This is a genomic window from Bacteroides cellulosilyticus, from assembly GCF_020091405.1.
Classification (GTDB): Bacteria; Bacteroidota; Bacteroidia; order Bacteroidales; family Bacteroidaceae; genus Bacteroides.
In genome coordinates, this window is record NZ_CP081903.1 from 5,354,126 (window position 1) to 5,372,533 (window position 18,408).

An 18,408-nucleotide genomic window follows, 5' to 3' on the forward strand; every position below is an offset into this window, starting at 1 on the left:
CATTATGGAAACCATTTCAAACTCACTCTTCTGGATATCCAACGGACTACTTGTTCCGGTCATCGTATTATTACTCCTGTTCTTCCTCCGCGCCATTATCCTTGCCGGAGGTTTCTTCGGAGAATTCTACCAACGGATGAAACTACAAAAGCAACTCTCCGAGATGTTGGAAACCATCACTCCTGAAAACATTAACGAACAGTTGCAGAGCTTGCCCCAAGCTGGGAAACAACCTATGCTCCGTTGTCTGAAAAAGCTTGCCGAACACCGCGATAACGCCGCCTACTGCGAACGCCTGCTTGCCAACTTCGAAGTAGACGCCGAAAAAGAGCTGGGACGCTCGCGCACTTTCATCAAACTCGGCCCGATGCTGGGACTGATGGGAACACTGATCCCGATGGGTCCCGCCCTTGTCGGACTGGCTACAGGAGATATTTCCTCAATGGCTTACAATATGCAGGTAGCCTTTGCCACCACCGTGGTCGGTATGGTGATTGCCGCAGTCGGCGTCATCACTCTGCAAGTGAAACAACGCTGGTATGCCCGTGAAATAAATGATCTGGAATATCTGGACAGGACTCTGCGAAACAAAACCAATGAATAACCCTCAGCGCATAAAAAAATATGAAACGAAACAGACTGCTTCACAACCAAACGGACTCCGACCCGATGGGTACGGTAGCGAACCTTTTTGATGTAGCCATGGTCTTTGCTGTCGCACTGATGGTTGCCCTCGTCACCCGCTTCAACATGACGGAAATGTTTTCCAAAGAAGACTTCACTATGGTGAAGAATCCCGGAAAAGAGAATATGGAAATCATTACGAAAGAAGGACAGGAAATCAAGCGATACACTCCCAGCGAGGAACAGGAAACTTCCGGCAAGCGAGGGAAAAAAGTCGGTGTAGCCTACCAACTGGAAAGTGGAGAAATTATCTATGTTCCAGAATAATGATAGACATCCGTCACCCTTTGAATAAAAGTTAAAGAGTCCATACCTATAAACAAGGATTTTTAACAATAGAAATACCCATCAGTGGGTATTTTCTTGCCCTCATCTTCCCCATATCTTTGCATTTCCAAACAAACGATAATTTTATGATAAAGCAAAGATTCTTAACGACTCTCTTAATGGGAAGTATCGCTGCCGGTGCGTGGGCACAGGCTGATAAAGGTGAAACTTCCGTAGATAAAACTGTGGATTTGAATCCTGTAGTAGTAACCGGTACGGGTACGCACCAGCGACTGAAAAATACTCCGGCACCGGTATCCGTCATCACCGCTAACGAAATAAAACGTGCCGGAATCACGGATTTCCAACAAGCTATGACCATGATGGTTCCCTCTCTCTCCTTCTCCCCGAATGCCATGGGTTCGTATCTGATGATGAACGGACTTTCCAATAAATACGTACTGATACTGATTAACGGACGTAAAGTGACGGGGGATATCAGCGGTAATATTGACATCAGCCAGATAGACATGAGCCGTGTGAAGCGTATCGAAGTTTTAAACGGCGCAGCTTCTTCGCTCTATGGCTCGGATGCGATTGCCGGTGTTATCAACATCATCACCAACCAGCCGAAAGATGAAATCTCCTTCACCACCAACAGCCGTTATACAAGAAAGAATCAGTTTTCACAAGGCCTCAACCTGGACATTGCCAAAGGAAAGCTCGCCTCTTATACTGCTTATAAATACGATCACTCGGATGGCTGGCAGAACAGTGGTCTGACCGTAGACAAGAATGATGATCTGGTTGAAACCCTTGATCAGCTTTCCATCGGCTACAGCATGAATAACTTTTCTCAGCAATTCACCTACGATGCTACGGAAAAACTCTCGTTCTATGCCAACGGCGGATATTACTGGCGCATGACCGACCGCCCCATAAAACGTGAGGGCATGACGGGCGGAAATGATTATAACACGCATTACGAAGGCTACAACTGGGGTACAGGAGCCAAGTACAGACTGAACAAACGTTCCTCCATCCAGTTGGATTATGTAGGCAACAATTATACTTCGCGCTACAAATACATGCTGGCAGCCGGTGATTACCAACCGGGTGACTACGCATTCACCAAAAGACAGAAGTTTCATGATGCCGAACTAAAAGGTATCTTCGGTTTCACCACCAACAGTACCACTGTCTTCGGAGTGGACTACCGCAAGGACATTCTTGTTCGTCCCGATGCCGATGTAGACAAGGGAGTATATACTTTGTCGGGCTACGGACAGCATGAAGTAAAACTATGGGATCATTTCACGGGCATCGTCGGTGCACGCTATGACTATCATGAACAGGCAGGTGGACGTTTCACCCCGAAAGTGGCAGCCATGTACAATATTGGAAACTTCAACGTGCGTGCTACGTATGCAGCTGGTTTCCGTGCTCCCGGCGTAGACGAATTGTATTACAGCATGTTCAAGAAAATGGGTAGCAAATACACCATCTCCATCGGTGACGCTGACCTGAAGCCTGAACACAGCAACTACTACTCCATCAATATGGAATACCGCACCAACCGTTTCAGTGCCTCCGTTACGGGATATCTGAATTATCTGACAGATATGGTGTCTTCCAAAGTAACCGCATTCAATGATTTGTCCGCTGAGGCTCAACAGCAACTGAAAGAAGAATTCCCCGAACTGGCAGACTTATCATCTACCAAGAATGTGAACCTGAAAGAATACATCAACTTTGAAAAGGCTACCGTCCGTGGTTTTGAGGTAAGTTTGTCAGGCAATCCGTTCGCCGGATTTACGCTGAACGGTAACTATACCTACGCTTATGCCCGTGGTAAAGGTGAAGAAGGCTGGCAAAACATTCAACGCAGCATCCGCCACACGGCAACCATCAGCGGAAACTATGCACATTCATGGGGTGACTACACCATGAACCTCAACCTGAACGGCCGTCTGCAAAGCAAATGCTACTATCCGGGAGATGCCGACGGAGATGCTCCGGGTTACGGTATCTGGAACCTGAACACCCGCCACTCTTTCGACTGTTTCAGCAGTTTCTTCCTGGAACCCGGTATCGGTATCGACAATATCTTCAACAAGAGGGATATGAGACCTCTGACGAAGAACTTCACCCTGTACTCGCCGGGACGTATGTTGGTGGTGAGTCTGACTTTAAAACTAAAGAATTAACGCATAACAACTTATTATTGATATGAAGCATCTTTTCATCACTCTTTGTTTACTGAGTGTGGCTCTCTTCTCCTCTGCACAGGGGGAGAAGACCGCCCTTCTCATTACCCATTACGGAAGTTCGGACCCTGATACACGTGCACTGACGCTCGACGTAATCACCCGTGAGGCAAAAGAAACTTTTCCGCAGTTTGAAGTGCGCGAAGCGTATATCTCTCCCATTGTTCGGCGCAGGCTGGAGAAGCAGGGCGTTCATAAAGACAGTCCGGTAGACGCACTGCTGAAACTCAGAAGCGAAGGATATTCGCGTGTACTGATACAGAGTACAACACTGATTGAAGGAAGTGAAATGACTTCCGTCCGCCGCGATGCGGAGAGCGTGAAACCCTTCTTTAAAGAAATAAAGGTAGGTAATCCATTGCTTTATACAGTGGAAGATTGCGAAAAGGTTATAGAAATTCTGACACAGGAACAGCCTGGAAAGAAAGAGGACGTCATCTATGTGGGACACGGCAATCAATTGCCAAGTACCGCCACTTACGCCATGCTGGACTATATGATGAAAGCCCACGGACTGAAAAACTTCCACGTCAGCACCATCGAGGGTTATCCTACACTGGACGCTACACTGGCACAGTTGAAGGAGACACGCCCGAAACAAGTAACACTGATACCGTTGTTGCTGGTATGCGGTAATCATACGAAAGAAGACATCGTCGGAGTATGGAAACCGGAAATGGAAAAGGCAAGCTACCAGGTGAATGTGCGTATGCAAGGACTGGGCGAGCTGCCCGCTATCCGAAAGCTCTATATGGAGCACGTAGAAGCGTTGTTGAAATAGCTACACCCTTTCCCCCTTAAGGCTACACCCTTTGCCTCGGATGGCTACACCATCCCGGGTAAAGGGTGTAGCCCTTTTTTGTCCCCCTTTTTAGCCCCTTTTATGCCTGAAGTTTAAAGAATAGAGCGTATCTTTGCACGATAGAAATAAAAGCGATATGAAACAGCCTAAGATAATAGTTGCCGGCATCGGTCCGGGCAGCGAACAAGACATCACGCCCGCAGTTCTCAGTGCGGTTCAAGAAGCGGATGTAGTAGTGGGATATAAATATTATTTCCAGTTTATCCAGCCTTATCTCCACCCTGAAACAGAATGTATAGATACGGGTATGAAGCGGGAACGCACTCGTGCGGAACAGGCATTTGAATTGGCGGAACAGGGAAAAACGGTTTGCGTCATCAGTTCCGGCGATGCGGGGATTTATGGAATGACTCCGCTGATTTACGAGATGAAGCGGGAACGGAACAGCAACGTCAAAATAATTGCCTTGCCGGGCATCAGTGCTTTTCAGAAAGCGGCTTCACTGCTGGGTGCTCCTGTGGGACATGATTTCTGTGTGATTTCCCTTTCCGATCTGATGACACCGTGGGAACGGATCGAGCGTCGCATCCGTGCGGCAGCCATGGCTGATTTCGTAACGGCTGTATACAATCCGAAAAGCGAAGGGCGGTATTGGCAACTCTATCGACTGAAAGAGCTGTTTCTCGCAGAAGGACGCGCTCCGGAGACTCCGGTAGGTTATGTACGCCAGGCCGGACGGGAAGAACAGGAAGTGCATCTGACGACACTCGCTGATTTCAATCCCGAAGAAGTGGATATGTTTACAGTCATCCTGATCGGTAACTCGCAGTCTTATGCGTGGAACGGCAAGTTCATTACTCCCCGGGGATATTATAACCGTCCGGATAAAGATGAACAACCGACTAAGGGGATAGGTCAGGACATTATGATACAAAGTTTCCGGACCATTGAGTCGGAACTAAAGAATAAGAATATTCCTCTGGATCATAAATGGGCTTTGCTGCACGCCATCCATACCACGGCCGATTTTGAAATGGAAAAGCTGCTGTATACGGACAAAGGTGCTGTGGAAAAGCTTTATCAGAAAATAGCGGACGGTCGGTTGAAAACGATTGTTACGGATGTGACGATGGCTGCCAGTGGTATCCGCAAAGGAGCTTTACAACGGCTGGGAGTAGAAGTGAAATGCTATCTTTCCGATGAACGTGTAGCGGCAATGGCAGCGGAAAAAGGGATCACCCGTACACAAGCCGGTATACGTCTGGCGGTGGAGGAACATCCGGATGCCTTGTTCGTATTCGGTAATGCGCCGACGGCTTTGATGGAACTTTGTGATCTGGTACGTAAAGGAAAGGCTGCACCAAGCGGTATTATTGCCGCGCCTGTGGGTTTTGTACATGTACAGGAATCCAAGCACATGGTGAAGCCGTTCATGGAAATACCCAAACTGATAGTGGAGGGACGAAAAGGAGGAAGTAATTTGGCTGCAACGCTGGTGAATGCAATCTTGTGCTACAATGATGCGGAACAGTTAAGGCCGGGACGGGATGTATAAATTCAACAACTATGAAACGAAACTTTATCATCATAGGCATGGACGACAACCGGGAACCTTTCTTCCCGCCCGAAGTGCTGCGGCACATCCGGGAAGGAAAAGTTTTCTCCGGCGGCTTGCGGCATCGGGAGATTGTAGAGAAGTTACTTCCGGAAGGTGCGGAATGGATTTCTATAACAGTTCCACTGGATAACGTCTTTGCCCAATACGAAAACATTTTTGCAGACTTTGAGAAGAAGGCTTCCGATGCATCTATTGTCGTATTTGCATCCGGAGATCCCCTGTTTTTCGGCTTCGCCAATACGGTAAAACGAAAACTGCCCGATGCAAAGATACGCCTCTACCCGGCTTTCAATTCCCTGCAAACATTAGCGCACAGACTGGTGATGCCTTACGACGATATGCGTACCGTCTCCCTGACAGGACGCCCGTGGCAGGAACTGGACAAAGCACTCATAGAACATGCCCACAAAATAGGTGTACTGACAGATCGGGAGCATACCCCTGCCACTATCGCCGCGCGGATGTTGGAATATGGATACACCGATTACACGATGTACATCGGTGAGCACCTCGGCAATCCCGAACGCGAGCGCATTCGTCGGATGAATCTTGAAGAGGCCTCAGAAGAGGCCTTCGAGCACCCCAACAACCTGCTGCTCTATGCAGACACCCTGCATAGGTCTATGCAGACACCCTACACAGGCCTATGCAGACACCCTGCACAGGTCTATGCAGACACCCCGCACAGGTCTATGCAGACACCCTGCATAGATCGACGCAAACGCCCAGAGTTCAGGGATCACCTCGTCCGCCCCTTCGGTCTTCCCGACGAAGAATTCGCCCACTTGGACGGACGTGCCCGCATGATTACCAAAGCTCCGATCCGCCTCCTTACCTTGCAGGCATTGGAACTGAATCGCCGCCGTGTCTTTTGGGACATAGGTTTCTGCACAGGCTCTGTATCCATCGAAGCCCGCCTGCAATTCCCGCATCTTACGGTTGTTTCGTTCGAGAAACGTCCCGAAGGAGAAGAACTGATGCGCATCAACTCCCGCCGTTTCGGTGCGCCGGGAATCACAGCCTTAATCGGAGACTTCCTGCAAACCGAACTGGAAGATCTCCCCCCTCCCGACGCTGTCTTCATCGGCGGGCACGGCGGAAAATTAGAAGATATACTGGTACGCCTGAAAGAAGTATTGCAACCCGGCGGTTGCATCGTCTTCAACTCCGTATCCCCAAATAGCAGGGAATTGTTCCGCAAAGGGGCAGAAAACGCAGGAATGTCTCTGCAACCCTCCCTGCACATCGCACTCAATGATTATAACCCGATAGAAATAATGAAAGTAACCTTATGAATAAAAATAACGAGAGCCACCCTATGAAGGTAGCTATTATACTGATTTCCGAAAGCAGTCTGCCCATTGCGCGAACGCTGAGTAACGAGTTTCCCGACTCCGAAATAATCACCACGACTCCTGCACCCGACTGCACATACGTTTCTTTTTACGAAGAATTTATGGCTCTGTCTTTCCATCGCTACGATGCCTTTATTTTCATAGGTGCCATGGGCATCTGCGTCCGCACCATCGCCCCGCATGTGAAAGATAAACATACAGATCCCGCCGTGATCTGTGTAGACAGCACTGGCCGCTATGCCGTTTCCGTCCTCTCGGGACACATCGGAAAGGCCAACGAAATGACGGAAAACATCGCCCACATTCTCGGCGCCGAACCTGTCATCACCACCCAAAGCGACCGCACCGGACTCTGGGCACTGGACACCCTGGGTGATAAATTTGACTGGGCCGCCATTCCCGGTGAGACGGAATACGGTATGATGAATAACATCATCAGCCTTTTCGTGAAGAAAGTTCCCACCGCCCTCTTCCTCGAAGTGCGCGATCAGGGAACGGAATATCTGGAAAAGACCTGCCCGCCACACGTGGATATACATTACGGCTTATTCCGGGATATAGACCTCAGCCGTTACCAGCTGGTCATACTCGTCACTCCTTTCCTGCACAATACGCATGACACCCCTGCGCTCTTTTATGTGCCCAAGGTATTGCATGTCGGCGTAGGTCTGGCACATCAGGCAGGTCCCGTGCATGACATCGTTGAAAACATCCTTGGTACGATGATTAACAATACCTTCATGCCCCGTGCCGTAAAGTACATCGCCACCATTAACGAGAAACGCGACGAACCGGTCATTAAAGAACTGGAACGTGCCTATCAGATACGCTATTACAGTGCGGAGGAACTGAAAGAAATCTCCGTCCCCAACCCCAGTCCGGTAGTAGAGAAGCACATGGGTACACCCAGCGTTTCCGAAGCCGCCGCTTTTCTTTCCGCCAACGGTGGTGAGCTGCTGCTGGACAAACAAAAAGGCGGAAACTACACCATGGCCATAGCCATCGAAAAGGGGGTGCTCCGCTACCACGGACATATCGAAATCGTCGGCGCAGGTCCGGGTGATCCCGACCTCATCTCCGTGCGTGGAAGGCAAATGCTGGAGAAGGCAGATCTTATCCTCTACGCCGGCAGTCTCGTCCCTCGCGAACTAACATTCTGTGCCAAACCGGGTGCTACGATACGCAGTTCGGCTTCTATGGACTTGGAAGAACAGTTTGCACTAATGAAGAAATTCTATGATGAAGGCAAATTCATAGTTCGCCTGCATACGGGCGATCCCTGTATCTACGGCGCCATTCAGGAACAGATGAACTATTTCGACCAGCATCACATGAGTTATCACATCACCCCGGGCATTTCTTCCTTCCAGGCTGCTGCCGCTGCGCTGAAGTCTCAGTTTACCATTCCTGAGAAAGTGCAGAGCATCATCCTTACTCGGGGCGAAGGACGCACCCCCATGCCGGAACGCGAACAACTCCACCTGCTGGCACGCTCGCAAAGCACCATGTGTATCTTCCTCAGTGCCGGCATTGCCGAACAGGTGCAGGAAGAGCTCTTACAGGAATATCCCGAAACCACTCCCGTTGCCGTTTGCTACCACCTCACCTGGAAGGACGAGCGCATCTATCGCGGAGAGTTGAAGGACCTTGCAAAGATTGTGAAAGAGAACAACCTGACGCTCACCACCATGATTGTCGTAGGTGAAGCCATCGACAACCGCGAAGGCCTTTCCCGCCTCTACGCCCATGAATTCAAACATCTCTTCCGCAGATAAGAAGGGAATGATAATGTGATAAAGTGATAGGGTGATAAAGTGGCTGTATTATATATCACGGAGTGTTATCCCACTATCACTTTATCCCCCTATCACATTATCACATTTTGTTCAACTAAAACCTAAAAGTAATGATATTAATATTAGGTGGAACCACCGAAGGGCGCATCGCTGCCCGTACCCTTGAAGAAGCCGGAAAACCATTCTACTACTCTACCAAAGGAGACGAGCAGGAAGTAACTATGCACCACGGTATCCGCCTGCAAGGTGCCATGGACGAACTGGACTTGGAGCGCTGTTGCCGGGAACATAACATTCAATTACTGGTAGACGCCGCCCACCCCTTTGCCATACAACTGCACCAGACCGTAGAGAAAGTAGCCCATACCCTGAACCTGCTTGTCATCCGATTCGAACGTATTTATCCGCCACGTGATGAAGAACACATCATCTGGTGCGAAGATTTTGAAGATGCCATCCGGCAAATCAGAAAAGAAGATATCTTCACCCTCCTCGCTCTGACAGGCGTACAAAGCATCGCCAAGCTAAAGCCTCTCTGGCAGGAAAGTGCCTGTTGCTACTTCCGTATCCTTAACCGTGAGAGCTCCCGCCGCCTGGCCGAACGTGAAGGTTTTCCCGAAAAATATCTGCATTACTACCATGCAGGCGAAGACGAACGCATCCTGTTACAGCGACTTCACCCCGAAGCCATATTGATAAAGGAAAGCGGACTTTCCGGAGGATTCAATGAAAAAGTGGAAGCTGCCCTTCAGGAAGGTATCCGCATTTTTGCAATCCGTCGTCCGCCAATGCCCGGAAGTTTTATGATAGTGAACGGTGAGCATGGCCTACGCCGGATGATTGAAAAGCATCTGCCCGACTTTTATCCTTTGCGTAGTGGTCTGACTACGGGTACTTGTGCAGCCGCAGCCGCTGTAGCTGCAACCTGGGATATTTTCAACGTTCAACGCCAGTCCCGTCCTGAAGAATTCCCCGTTATTCTCCCTAACGGAGAAACCATTTATGTTCCCGTCGAAGAGCAAGAACGCTACCCGCATCCCAGCTGTGTGAACGATGACTGGATGCTGGAAGCAGATGCCACTGTCATCAAAGATGCAGGTGATGACCCCGATGTAACCAATGGCATGCAAATCAAGGCCAATGTTGCCCTACCTTTCCGTTTTGACGATCCAACACCCGCAGAACTTGGAGCTGATGATTATACCGTTATTGTCTGTGGAGGCGAAGGCATAGGCATTGTCACCTTATCCGGTTTAGGGCTGGAAGTAGGAGGACCTGCCATCAACGTTACTCCCCGCAAAATGATTGAAAACAATGTAAAGGCATGCCTTCAACGACTTGGAATTTCCAAACACCCCAATCCTTTTGCCGTCACTATTTCCGTACCGGGTGGCGAAGAGATAGCCCGACGGACTTTTAATCCCCGTTTGGGTATAGAGGGCGGTATTTCTATCATCGGAACTTCGGGCATTGTGAAGCCTTTCTCTTCCGAAGCATTTGTAGATTCCATCCGCAAATCTATGGAAGTAGGTCGGGCAACAGGAAGTCCGCGCATCGTCCTTAATTCGGGTGCAAAGAGTGAAAAGTATGTCCGGGGATACTATCCCGAACTGCCTGCACAGGCATTTATTCATTACGGAAACTTCATTGGAGATACGATAAAGATTGCCGCAGATTTGGAAATCAAAGCGGTGACTTTGGGTATCATGATAGGAAAAGCCGTGAAGCTGGCAGAAGGCAATCTGGATACGCACAGCAAACAGGTGACGATGAATAAAGACTTCCTTCTGGATCTGGCCTTCAATGCGGGTTGTGGAGATGAAGTACCTGCCATTATTAAAAAGATAACACTGGCGCGAGAGTTGTGGACATTGCTCCCGGCAGATGATTTGCAGGCCTTTTGCACCCATTTGCTTGAGTTGTGCCACCAGCATTGCGACCCGCTTCTGCCCGATGGAGAGCTGACCATTCTGCTCATTAGTGAAGAAGGGAAAATAATATGAAACACCCTCAAATAATCCTCGTCACCGGTGCTTCTTCCGGTTTTGGAAGAGTCATTGCTACGCGGTTGGCTGCACAAGGACATATCGTTTATGGTTCCAGTCGGAAAGCATTATCCGATAATCCCGGCTTCAAAATGTTGCAATTGGATATTACTGATCCTGCATCGGTATTCAACGCCATATCTACAATTCTGGAAGAGCAAGGCAGCATCGATGTACTTGTCAACAATGCTGGGATGGGCATCAGCGGAGCTATCGAACTCACTACCGAGGAAGAGATACAGCGCCAGATGAATACGAATTTCACGGGTGCCGTCCGTATGTGTGCAGCAGTACTGCCTTTCATGCGCAAAGCCGGACACGGACGAATCATAAATATCAGTTCCATCGCAGGCGTCTTTGCCGTTCCCTTTCAGGCTTTCTACAGTGCATCAAAGTTTGCGATTGAAGGGTATAGTGAAGCGCTTTATCAAGAAGTTAAGCCACTGGGTATACAAGTTTGCGTAGTCGAACCGGGAGATTTCCAGACTGGTTTCACAGCGCAACGGCAAGTGAGCCAGACTTCCCTCTCCCATGCGCAATATGGGGAGAGTTTTGCAAAAGCCATGCGAAATGTAGAGCAGTCTGAAAACAATGGTTGCCGACCGGAAAAGTTAGGTCAAGCGATTTGCAAACTGGTAAATAGCCGCCACCCTGCTTTCCGCACAAAGGTCGGTCCATGGGAGCAAGTATTCTTTGCACGCATCAAGCCTATGCTGCCGTTTAGTCTGGTAGATTGGCTGATCAGGAAATTCTATTAGTTAGCAATTGTATGTAATCATATAATTTATATCTTTGCGATCAAATAAACATCACCCCCTTACAAGGTTCAAGTAATGAAACAGACTATTCTCACTATTTTCTTTGCAATCATAGCATTGGGAGCAAATGCCCAGTCCCCTATCTCCTTCCAAGTAAAAGCCGGAGTCGGTACCTCCAACTTCTATGGAGAAAATGTAGAAAGTGATACACGCATCGCCTACAAAGTAGGTGTCGGCATGAACTATGAACTCAACCGCACATGGGTGTTTCAACCATCACTGAACTTCGTATCGATAGGTGCCCGTGAGGAAGTGGAATATGTAGGCAAAGTGAACATGAACGAGTTGTATATCCAGCTCCCCATCATGATGGCCGCCCGCCTCAACCTTGGAAAGAATTACAGTGCTTCCTTGAGTGTCGGTCCGTATATTGCCTATGGTGTAGGCGGAAAGACATCCGGTGAGATGGAGGAATATGATTACAGTAGTGAATACAATCCTAACAGAAGCTACAGATTCCGCATAGATACTTTCGGTAACCGGATAGATGACAAAATGGGAAACAAACGCTTTGACGCCGGCCTTATGTTCGGCCTCAACATCGAATATCACAAATTCATATTCGGAGCAGAGCTTCAATTGGGAATGATCAAAGTAAACGACCAGCTGGATAATCTATTGCAATCATCCGGCATTGAGAAATTCTCTCCCAAGAATCTCGCTTCGTTCTTCACCGTAGGATACCGGTTCTGATTTACAACTGCTCCGCCTGCTTTCGTTTCATTTCATTCAGTACACTGCATGTCAACGGTATGGCAAGAATGAAAGTCAGAAGATCAGCAGTAGCCTGACACATTTCCACACCCTGCAAACCCAGATAATGAGGCAGGATAAAAATCAGCGGAATAAAGAACAATCCTTGGCGGGCAGAAGAAATAATGGTAGCCTTTACCGGTTTACGAATCGTCTGCAACATCATATTACTCATCACAATCCATGAACCCAACGGAAAAGTAATGAACTGCCAACGCAAGGCGGCAGCCCCTACTGCAATTACATCCGGGTCTCCCTTACGGAACAAAGAAACAATCTCTTCTGCAAATCCCATGCCTGCCAGCGCACACACCAGTAAGAAGATGAATCCCACCTTTACACAAAACCAGAATCCCTGACGAACACGCACATACAATCCCGCACCGTAATTGAAACCGCATACCGGCTGGAAACCTTGTCCAAAACCTATCAGGAAAGCATTAATGAACATTGCGATACGGGTAACAATAGACATGCCTGCAATAGCCGCGTCTCCATAAGCCCCGGCAGCCACATTCAGCAAAATAGTAGCTACACTCGCCAGTCCCTGACGGGCAAGCGAAGGGGTACCACCACCAATAATCTCCTTTATGAAAGCCAGTGAAGGTGTGAAGTTCTTGAAACGGATACGGATATTGCCACCCTTTCTGCACATATATAGCAACAGGGAGAAACTACATATCTGACTGATGACCGTAGCCAACGCAGCACCCGATATCCCCATATCAAAAACAAAAATCAGAATAGGGTCCAGTATCACATTAATCACCGCACCCGATACGATTCCTACCATCGCATACGCTGCATTTCCCTGGAAACGGATCTGATTGTTCAGTACTAACGAAGCAGTCATGAAAGGGGCACCCAGCAATATGATGCCCAGGTATTTCTCCGTATAAGGCAGGATAGTAGGTGTAGAACCTAATGCCAGCGACAACGGGCTAAGGAAGATAAGTCCCACTACTGCCAGAAATATACCCATAAACAACGCCCAGAAGAAACCGGTAGCCGCCATCTTCTCTGCATTCCCAGTCTCCTGCGCACCGAGTTTCCGCGAAATATAGTTCCCCGAACCATGTCCGAAGAAAAAGCCCACCGCCTGAATTATGGACATGACCGAGAACACAATACCTACAGCCGCCGTCGACTGGGTATTGATCTTCCCCACAAAGTACGTATCCGCCATATTATAGAATGACGTAACCAACATACTAATAATCGTAGGTACAGCCAATGATACTATCAGACGGGGCACCGGGGTGGTAGTCAGATAGAGATAATTATCTTTTGTCGAATATCTCATAGAATCTTTACAATCTCTGCAAGCAGTTCATCAATGGTTTGCACAGTCACCGCTTCGCCGTTTACGGGGTGCAGTACAAAAGTACCGTCCCCTTTCAAATCTCCCGTTTCAATATAAACGTCCGACTCCACGTTTCGGTTTGCCAGAATACCATTTCTTTGCAAAGCTTTCCGCACCATAGCGTATTTTTGTCCATGCCCGACAATACGGATCTGGGAAGTATACTCATTGTTCACCCGGAATAATCCTGTCTCCAGATCAAACACAATTCCTTTACGGGCAAAGAAACTACTGAGGGTTCCATCCAGTGAAAGATCTTCGGGAGTTCCGATAGTCACCCCGTTCACCTTATCCATCAACCAGATTTTATCCGCAATCTGCAAGGCAAGTTCCAGGTCATGGGTAGACAGGAAAATAGTCTTATCCGTCTGCCGGCTCAACTGATGGAGCAATTGCATCATTTCCACTTTACTCGGGAAATCAAGAAAGGCAGTAGGTTCGTCCAGGAAAATCACCGGAGTTTCCTGAGCCAGTGCCTTGGCAATCATCACTTTTTGTCGTTCGCCATCACTCAGTGTATGTACCATGCGATGTGCCAGGTGAGATATTCCGACCAGATTAATAGCATGATCCACTACCTCTTTATCTTCTTTGGAGAGTGTTCCCCAGAAACCGGTATATGGGCTGCGTCCCAGACCGATAAGTTCCACAGAAGTCATATTACGGATGTCGCACTTTTCAGTCAGGACTACACTGATCACTTTTGAAAGCTGTTTGTCCGTATAAGAGCCAATCTCTTTTCCCTGTATACGTATTTCACCGGATAACTTCGGTTGAAATGCGGAAAGTGTACGCAACAATGTAGACTTCCCCACCCCGTTGGCACCCAACAGACAAGTCAACTCCCCGCTATTGATTCCGGCACAAATATCGCTTGCCACGACTTTCACATCTCCTTTACCGGGATAGCCAATGGATAGTTTCTCAATATGTATAGTTTCCTGTTTCAAAATCTCTTTATTTTCAATTCTCAATTATTCTTCCAGTTCCCCTTTGCGCTTCCTGAAGAGCACGGATGCCACTACCGGAGCACCTACCAAAGCAGTCACCGAATTCACCGGTAAAGCTCCTTCAAATCCCGGCATGCGGGCGATAAGGTTGCACACCAACGCCAACGAAGCCCCTACCAACAATGTGGCAGGCATCAGTATCCGATGGTCGGATGTATGGAATATAGCCCGGCAAAGATGGGGAACAGCCAAACCGATAAACATAATCGGACCGCAATACGCTGTCACAATCGCCACCAGCACACCTGAACAGGAGATCACCAACAGGCGTGCCCGCTTGATGTTCAACCCCAGATTCCGAGCATAGCCATCGCCCAGCAGCAACAGATTCATTGTCTTTATCAGCAAAAACGAGAGTGGCAACAAGACCGCCATGATACAGACAAACAGTATCATCTGATCCCCCGACACACGGGCAAAACTACCCAGTCCCCAAATGACGTATGCACGAATATCTTCCTCCACACTGAAATATTTCAATACACCGATAATAGCACTTGCCACATAACCGATCATCACACCGATAATCAACAACGTCACATTTCCCTTTACTTTCTGTGAAACGTATACGATAAGCGCCATCACGGACAGTGCTCCGATAATAGCTGCAATGGACAACGCCACTTCTCCCATATATCCGAGCTTGCTCAATGCCACACCGCCCATCGCTCCCGATAGCAATACCACACAGGCTACTCCCAGGCTGGCACCCGAACTGATACCCAATACCGACGGTCCTGCCAGCGGATTCCGGAAAACCGTCTGCATCTGCAAACCACTCACCGATAGCCCCGCTCCCGCCACCAATGCCGTCAATGCCTGCGGCACACGGGATTTCCAAATGATATTCTGCCAGATAATGGATTCATCCGTATTCCCCCATAAAATGTTCCAAACGGCACGAAAAGGAATATGGACAGAGCCTAACAGCAGGTTCAGCAAGAAAAACAGGAATATAGATGCCAGTATCACCAACATCAGAAGCAGTGTCGGTCTTTTCATTGCAAACGTGCGTAGTATTTCGGTTGGTAATCAGGTAATAAATCGGGGTGGAACGCATGGATCAGATCTTCCAGTACTATTTCCGGTTCCATCGGCATACTTTCGTAGAAAGGTTGCTCGCGCATATTGCAATAAACAACACCTTTGTCACGGAATGCACGGAAGTCGGCATAACGGGGATCAAGAGACTTCAAAGCATCATAAGAGAATGTACCGTCGTAACTATTCACAATACGCCAGTAATCGGCACTCTCCGCCTGGCTGTATACTGTTTCAAAATCCAGTGTAACACCACCGGAACGGGGATCGTCCTTCAAGAAGTAATCGGCTCCCGCATCACGGAACAGTTCGGCCAGGAAGCTCTTGCCGCCTACTGCATACCAGTTTCCTCCACGTATCTCACCGCTGAATACTACCGGACGCTTCTTCACATCGGCAGCCAGTTGTTTCAGGTCATTATAGTGCTTTTCTATAGCAGCAAACTTTTCATTCGCCTCCTCTTCCTGTCCAATAAACAAGCCGATGAACTTAATCCATTCCGCCTGTCCCAGCGGAGTCATTTCCTTATATCCCAGGTGCGGAACCAAAGGTATTCCTATTTCACGCATCGTATCATATCCGCCACGCTTGAAAGGAGAGATAAAGATAACATCCGGATTCACACTCATGATCACTTCATTATCAAAGTTACCTTCAATTCCTATTTTGGCAGTCTTACCCGACTTCAGGCGCTCATTCATTTCTTTGTTGAACAAGTGGCGTGTACTGGTTATACCCACCACCTTATCACAGGCTTCCAGTTTGATGAAATTGGATAATTGTAAAGAAGTCATGCAAATGACACTGCGCACAGGTATTTCGATCACCGTATAATCAGAAGGAATTCCTTCAGGTTTCGTTCCCCGGGGCACCAATGCATAATGGAAAGTATTACTACTTTCATTTTGAGGATCACGCAAGTCTACCAATCGGACATGATTGGGAAGATATTTCACTTCAAACCCTTGGGCATAGACCGGATAAATAGAGTCTGCAGCTGATACGGAGGCTGTGGTAGCCTGTAAATCAGTAGAGTTTTGTTTGTTTTTCGGGCCACAAGCCACACATAAAATACTTAAAAGGAAGACAATTATTGCAGTAGTTCGTTTCATGACAATAAAAAGGTATAGAATTCGAGCACAATATTCGTCATTTTTGGGGAGATACGCAAATACAGGCACAATTTAATGAAGAATGAGGAATGAAGAATTCTTCATTAAAAAAACTTCCTCATTAAAAACTCATCAGATCATTCAATGCTTCGCTCATGCTGGGATGTGTAAATATATAATCACGTAAGAAAGTATATTCCTGTCCCATTTTCATTACAATAGATACGATATTAATGATCTCACTTGTTTCCGGTCCGAACAGGGAACAGCCCAGAATCTTATTTGTATCGGCATCCACTACTACCTTAAACAATCCGTCAGTCTCACCTAAAGTACGTGCCCGCGGAATGGCTGCTACGGGAAGTGTATTCACCTTTACGTTCAGTCCTTTCTTACGGGCCTCCATCTCACTCAGTCCTACACGTGCCAAAGGAGGATCCATAAATACCGAATAACTCACAGGCTCACGGTCGTCTGTACGCCGCTCTCCTGCACCAAACAAATCCTCACGGATAATGCGGTAATCGTCCAATGAGATATAGGTGAATTGTAACCCGCCTTTTACGTCGCCAATGGCACGGATGGCCGGATTGGTAGTACGCAGCCACTCATCTACAATAATGGCTCCCCGTTCATTCACTTTCACGCCGGCAACTTCCAGGTTCAACCCCGAAGTATTCGGACGACGCCCAGTTGCCAATAAGATAGCATCTCCTTCCAGGTGATGGATTTCATGAGTTACAGCATCCTCATAAATCACTGTTGTACCGTCCACGGATTGTACTTTCGCGTTGAGATGGAAAACAATGCCTTTCTTTTCCAATACGGTCTGTACGCTGGCGGCAATATCCCTGTCTTCGCGACCAATCAGTTCGGGATACCCTTCGAGTACCGTCACCTTCGAACCGAAAGAGGCATACATGGAAGCAAATTCCAGGCCGATATAACCTCCACCCACAATCACCAGCCGTTCGGGAAGTTCTTCCAGTTCCATGATGGAAGTGCTGGTGTATACGCGAGGATTCTCTTTTATTCCATCAATAGGTGGTACGATGGTTTCCGCACCGGTATTTATAAAGATCTGAGAAGAGTGCAATTCAATTACTTCTGTCTCCGTCCGCACTTCTACCACATCAGGACCGGCAAACGATCCGACACCTGTATACACCGTCACATTAGGATTATCAGCCAGATTATGATAGTTCTTATTCCGCAGGAAGGAAGTCACCTCTTCTTTACGACCAATGGCCTGACGATAATAGTCCTTCTTCTCTTCCCACGTAGCCTTTACCGGAGTTTCCTTAGCCAGATGCACCAACGTCTTTGTAGGAATACAGCCGATATTGATACACGTGCCTCCATACATACGATCTGAACGTTCTACTATGGCAACCGTCTTCTGACGTTTTGCAAATTCGGCAGCCAGGGTCTTCCCACCTTTGCCGAAACCAATGATAATGGCATCATACTTTTTCAT

The 18,408-nt window shown here is 48.1% G+C and carries 15 protein-coding genes; 10 read left to right on the forward strand and 5 right to left on the reverse strand.

What is annotated here, in order from left to right:
• Positions 1–4 precede the first annotated feature (4 nt).
• The 10 genes from K6V21_RS20320 to K6V21_RS20365 all read left to right on the forward strand — a co-directional run bounded on the left by K6V21_RS20320 (position 5) and on the right by K6V21_RS20365 (position 12,345).
• Positions 5–604 carry a MotA/TolQ/ExbB proton channel family protein gene (locus K6V21_RS20320; RefSeq protein WP_224319690.1) on the forward strand — a complete coding sequence of 200 codons (600 nt, stop codon included), beginning with the start codon at positions 5–7 and terminating at the stop codon, positions 602–604.
• A gap of 20 nt (positions 605–624) precedes the next feature.
• Positions 625–951, forward strand: coding sequence for a DUF2149 domain-containing protein (locus K6V21_RS20325; protein ID WP_022209155.1), 327 nt, complete (start codon positions 625–627; stop codon positions 949–951).
• Between the two features lie 146 nt (positions 952–1,097).
• Complete coding sequence (locus K6V21_RS20330; RefSeq protein WP_224319691.1) at positions 1,098–3,158, forward strand: TonB-dependent receptor plug domain-containing protein; 2,061 nt, start codon at positions 1,098–1,100, stop codon at positions 3,156–3,158.
• Positions 3,159–3,180: 22 nt separating this feature from the next.
• Positions 3,181–3,999: a sirohydrochlorin cobaltochelatase gene (locus tag K6V21_RS20335; RefSeq protein WP_224319692.1), complete on the forward strand. Its 819-nt coding sequence runs from the start codon at positions 3,181–3,183 to the stop codon at positions 3,997–3,999.
• Positions 4,000–4,156: 157 nt separating this feature from the next.
• Positions 4,157–5,575, forward strand: a complete 1,419-nt coding sequence (gene cobJ, locus K6V21_RS20340; protein ID WP_224319693.1) for a precorrin-3B C(17)-methyltransferase — start codon at positions 4,157–4,159, stop codon at positions 5,573–5,575.
• A gap of 11 nt (positions 5,576–5,586) precedes the next feature.
• Positions 5,587–6,933, forward strand: a complete 1,347-nt coding sequence (cbiE, locus tag K6V21_RS20345) for a precorrin-6y C5,15-methyltransferase (decarboxylating) subunit CbiE (protein ID WP_217715730.1) — start codon at positions 5,587–5,589, stop codon at positions 6,931–6,933.
• Positions 6,934–6,956: 23 nt separating this feature from the next.
• The gene (cobM, locus tag K6V21_RS20350; RefSeq protein WP_224322075.1) at positions 6,957–8,768 is read left to right on the forward strand and encodes a precorrin-4 C(11)-methyltransferase; all 1,812 of its coding nucleotides are present in this window, start codon (positions 6,957–6,959) and stop codon (positions 8,766–8,768) included.
• 131 nt (positions 8,769–8,899) lie between these two features.
• Positions 8,900–10,792, forward strand: coding sequence for a cobalt-precorrin-5B (C(1))-methyltransferase CbiD (gene cbiD / locus K6V21_RS20355; RefSeq protein ID WP_224319694.1), 1,893 nt, complete (start codon positions 8,900–8,902; stop codon positions 10,790–10,792).
• Positions 10,789–11,592, forward strand: coding sequence for an SDR family oxidoreductase (locus tag K6V21_RS20360; RefSeq protein WP_224319695.1), 804 nt, complete (start codon positions 10,789–10,791; stop codon positions 11,590–11,592). The genes cbiD and K6V21_RS20360 overlap by 4 nt, the downstream gene beginning before the upstream one ends.
• Positions 11,593–11,667: 75 nt before the next feature.
• Positions 11,668–12,345, forward strand: coding sequence for a porin family protein (locus K6V21_RS20365; RefSeq protein ID WP_224319696.1), 678 nt, complete (start codon positions 11,668–11,670; stop codon positions 12,343–12,345).
• A 1-nt stretch (position 12,346) separates the two neighbouring features.
• Here the strand turns inward: K6V21_RS20365 and K6V21_RS20370 are convergent, their stop codons facing one another.
• The 5 genes from K6V21_RS20370 to K6V21_RS20390 all read right to left on the reverse strand — a co-directional run bounded on the left by K6V21_RS20370 (position 12,347) and on the right by K6V21_RS20390 (position 18,408).
• Complete coding sequence (locus tag K6V21_RS20370; protein WP_224319697.1) at positions 12,347–13,708, reverse strand: MATE family efflux transporter; 1,362 nt, start codon at positions 13,706–13,708, stop codon at positions 12,347–12,349.
• Positions 13,705–14,718 (reverse strand): ABC transporter ATP-binding protein, encoded by a 1,014-nt coding sequence (locus K6V21_RS20375; RefSeq protein ID WP_044267718.1) that lies wholly within the window; start codon positions 14,716–14,718, stop codon positions 13,705–13,707. Before K6V21_RS20375 ends, K6V21_RS20370 begins: the two co-directional genes overlap by 4 nt.
• Positions 14,719–14,742: 24 nt before the next feature.
• Positions 14,743–15,780 (reverse strand): iron ABC transporter permease, encoded by a 1,038-nt coding sequence (locus K6V21_RS20380; RefSeq protein ID WP_224319698.1) that lies wholly within the window; start codon positions 15,778–15,780, stop codon positions 14,743–14,745.
• Positions 15,777–16,931 carry an ABC transporter substrate-binding protein gene (locus K6V21_RS20385; protein ID WP_217715734.1) on the reverse strand — a complete coding sequence of 385 codons (1,155 nt, stop codon included), beginning with the start codon at positions 16,929–16,931 and terminating at the stop codon, positions 15,777–15,779. Before K6V21_RS20385 ends, K6V21_RS20380 begins: the two co-directional genes overlap by 4 nt.
• A 121-nt stretch (positions 16,932–17,052) precedes the next feature.
• Positions 17,053–18,408, reverse strand: a complete 1,356-nt coding sequence (locus tag K6V21_RS20390; protein WP_224319699.1) for an FAD-dependent oxidoreductase — start codon at positions 18,406–18,408, stop codon at positions 17,053–17,055.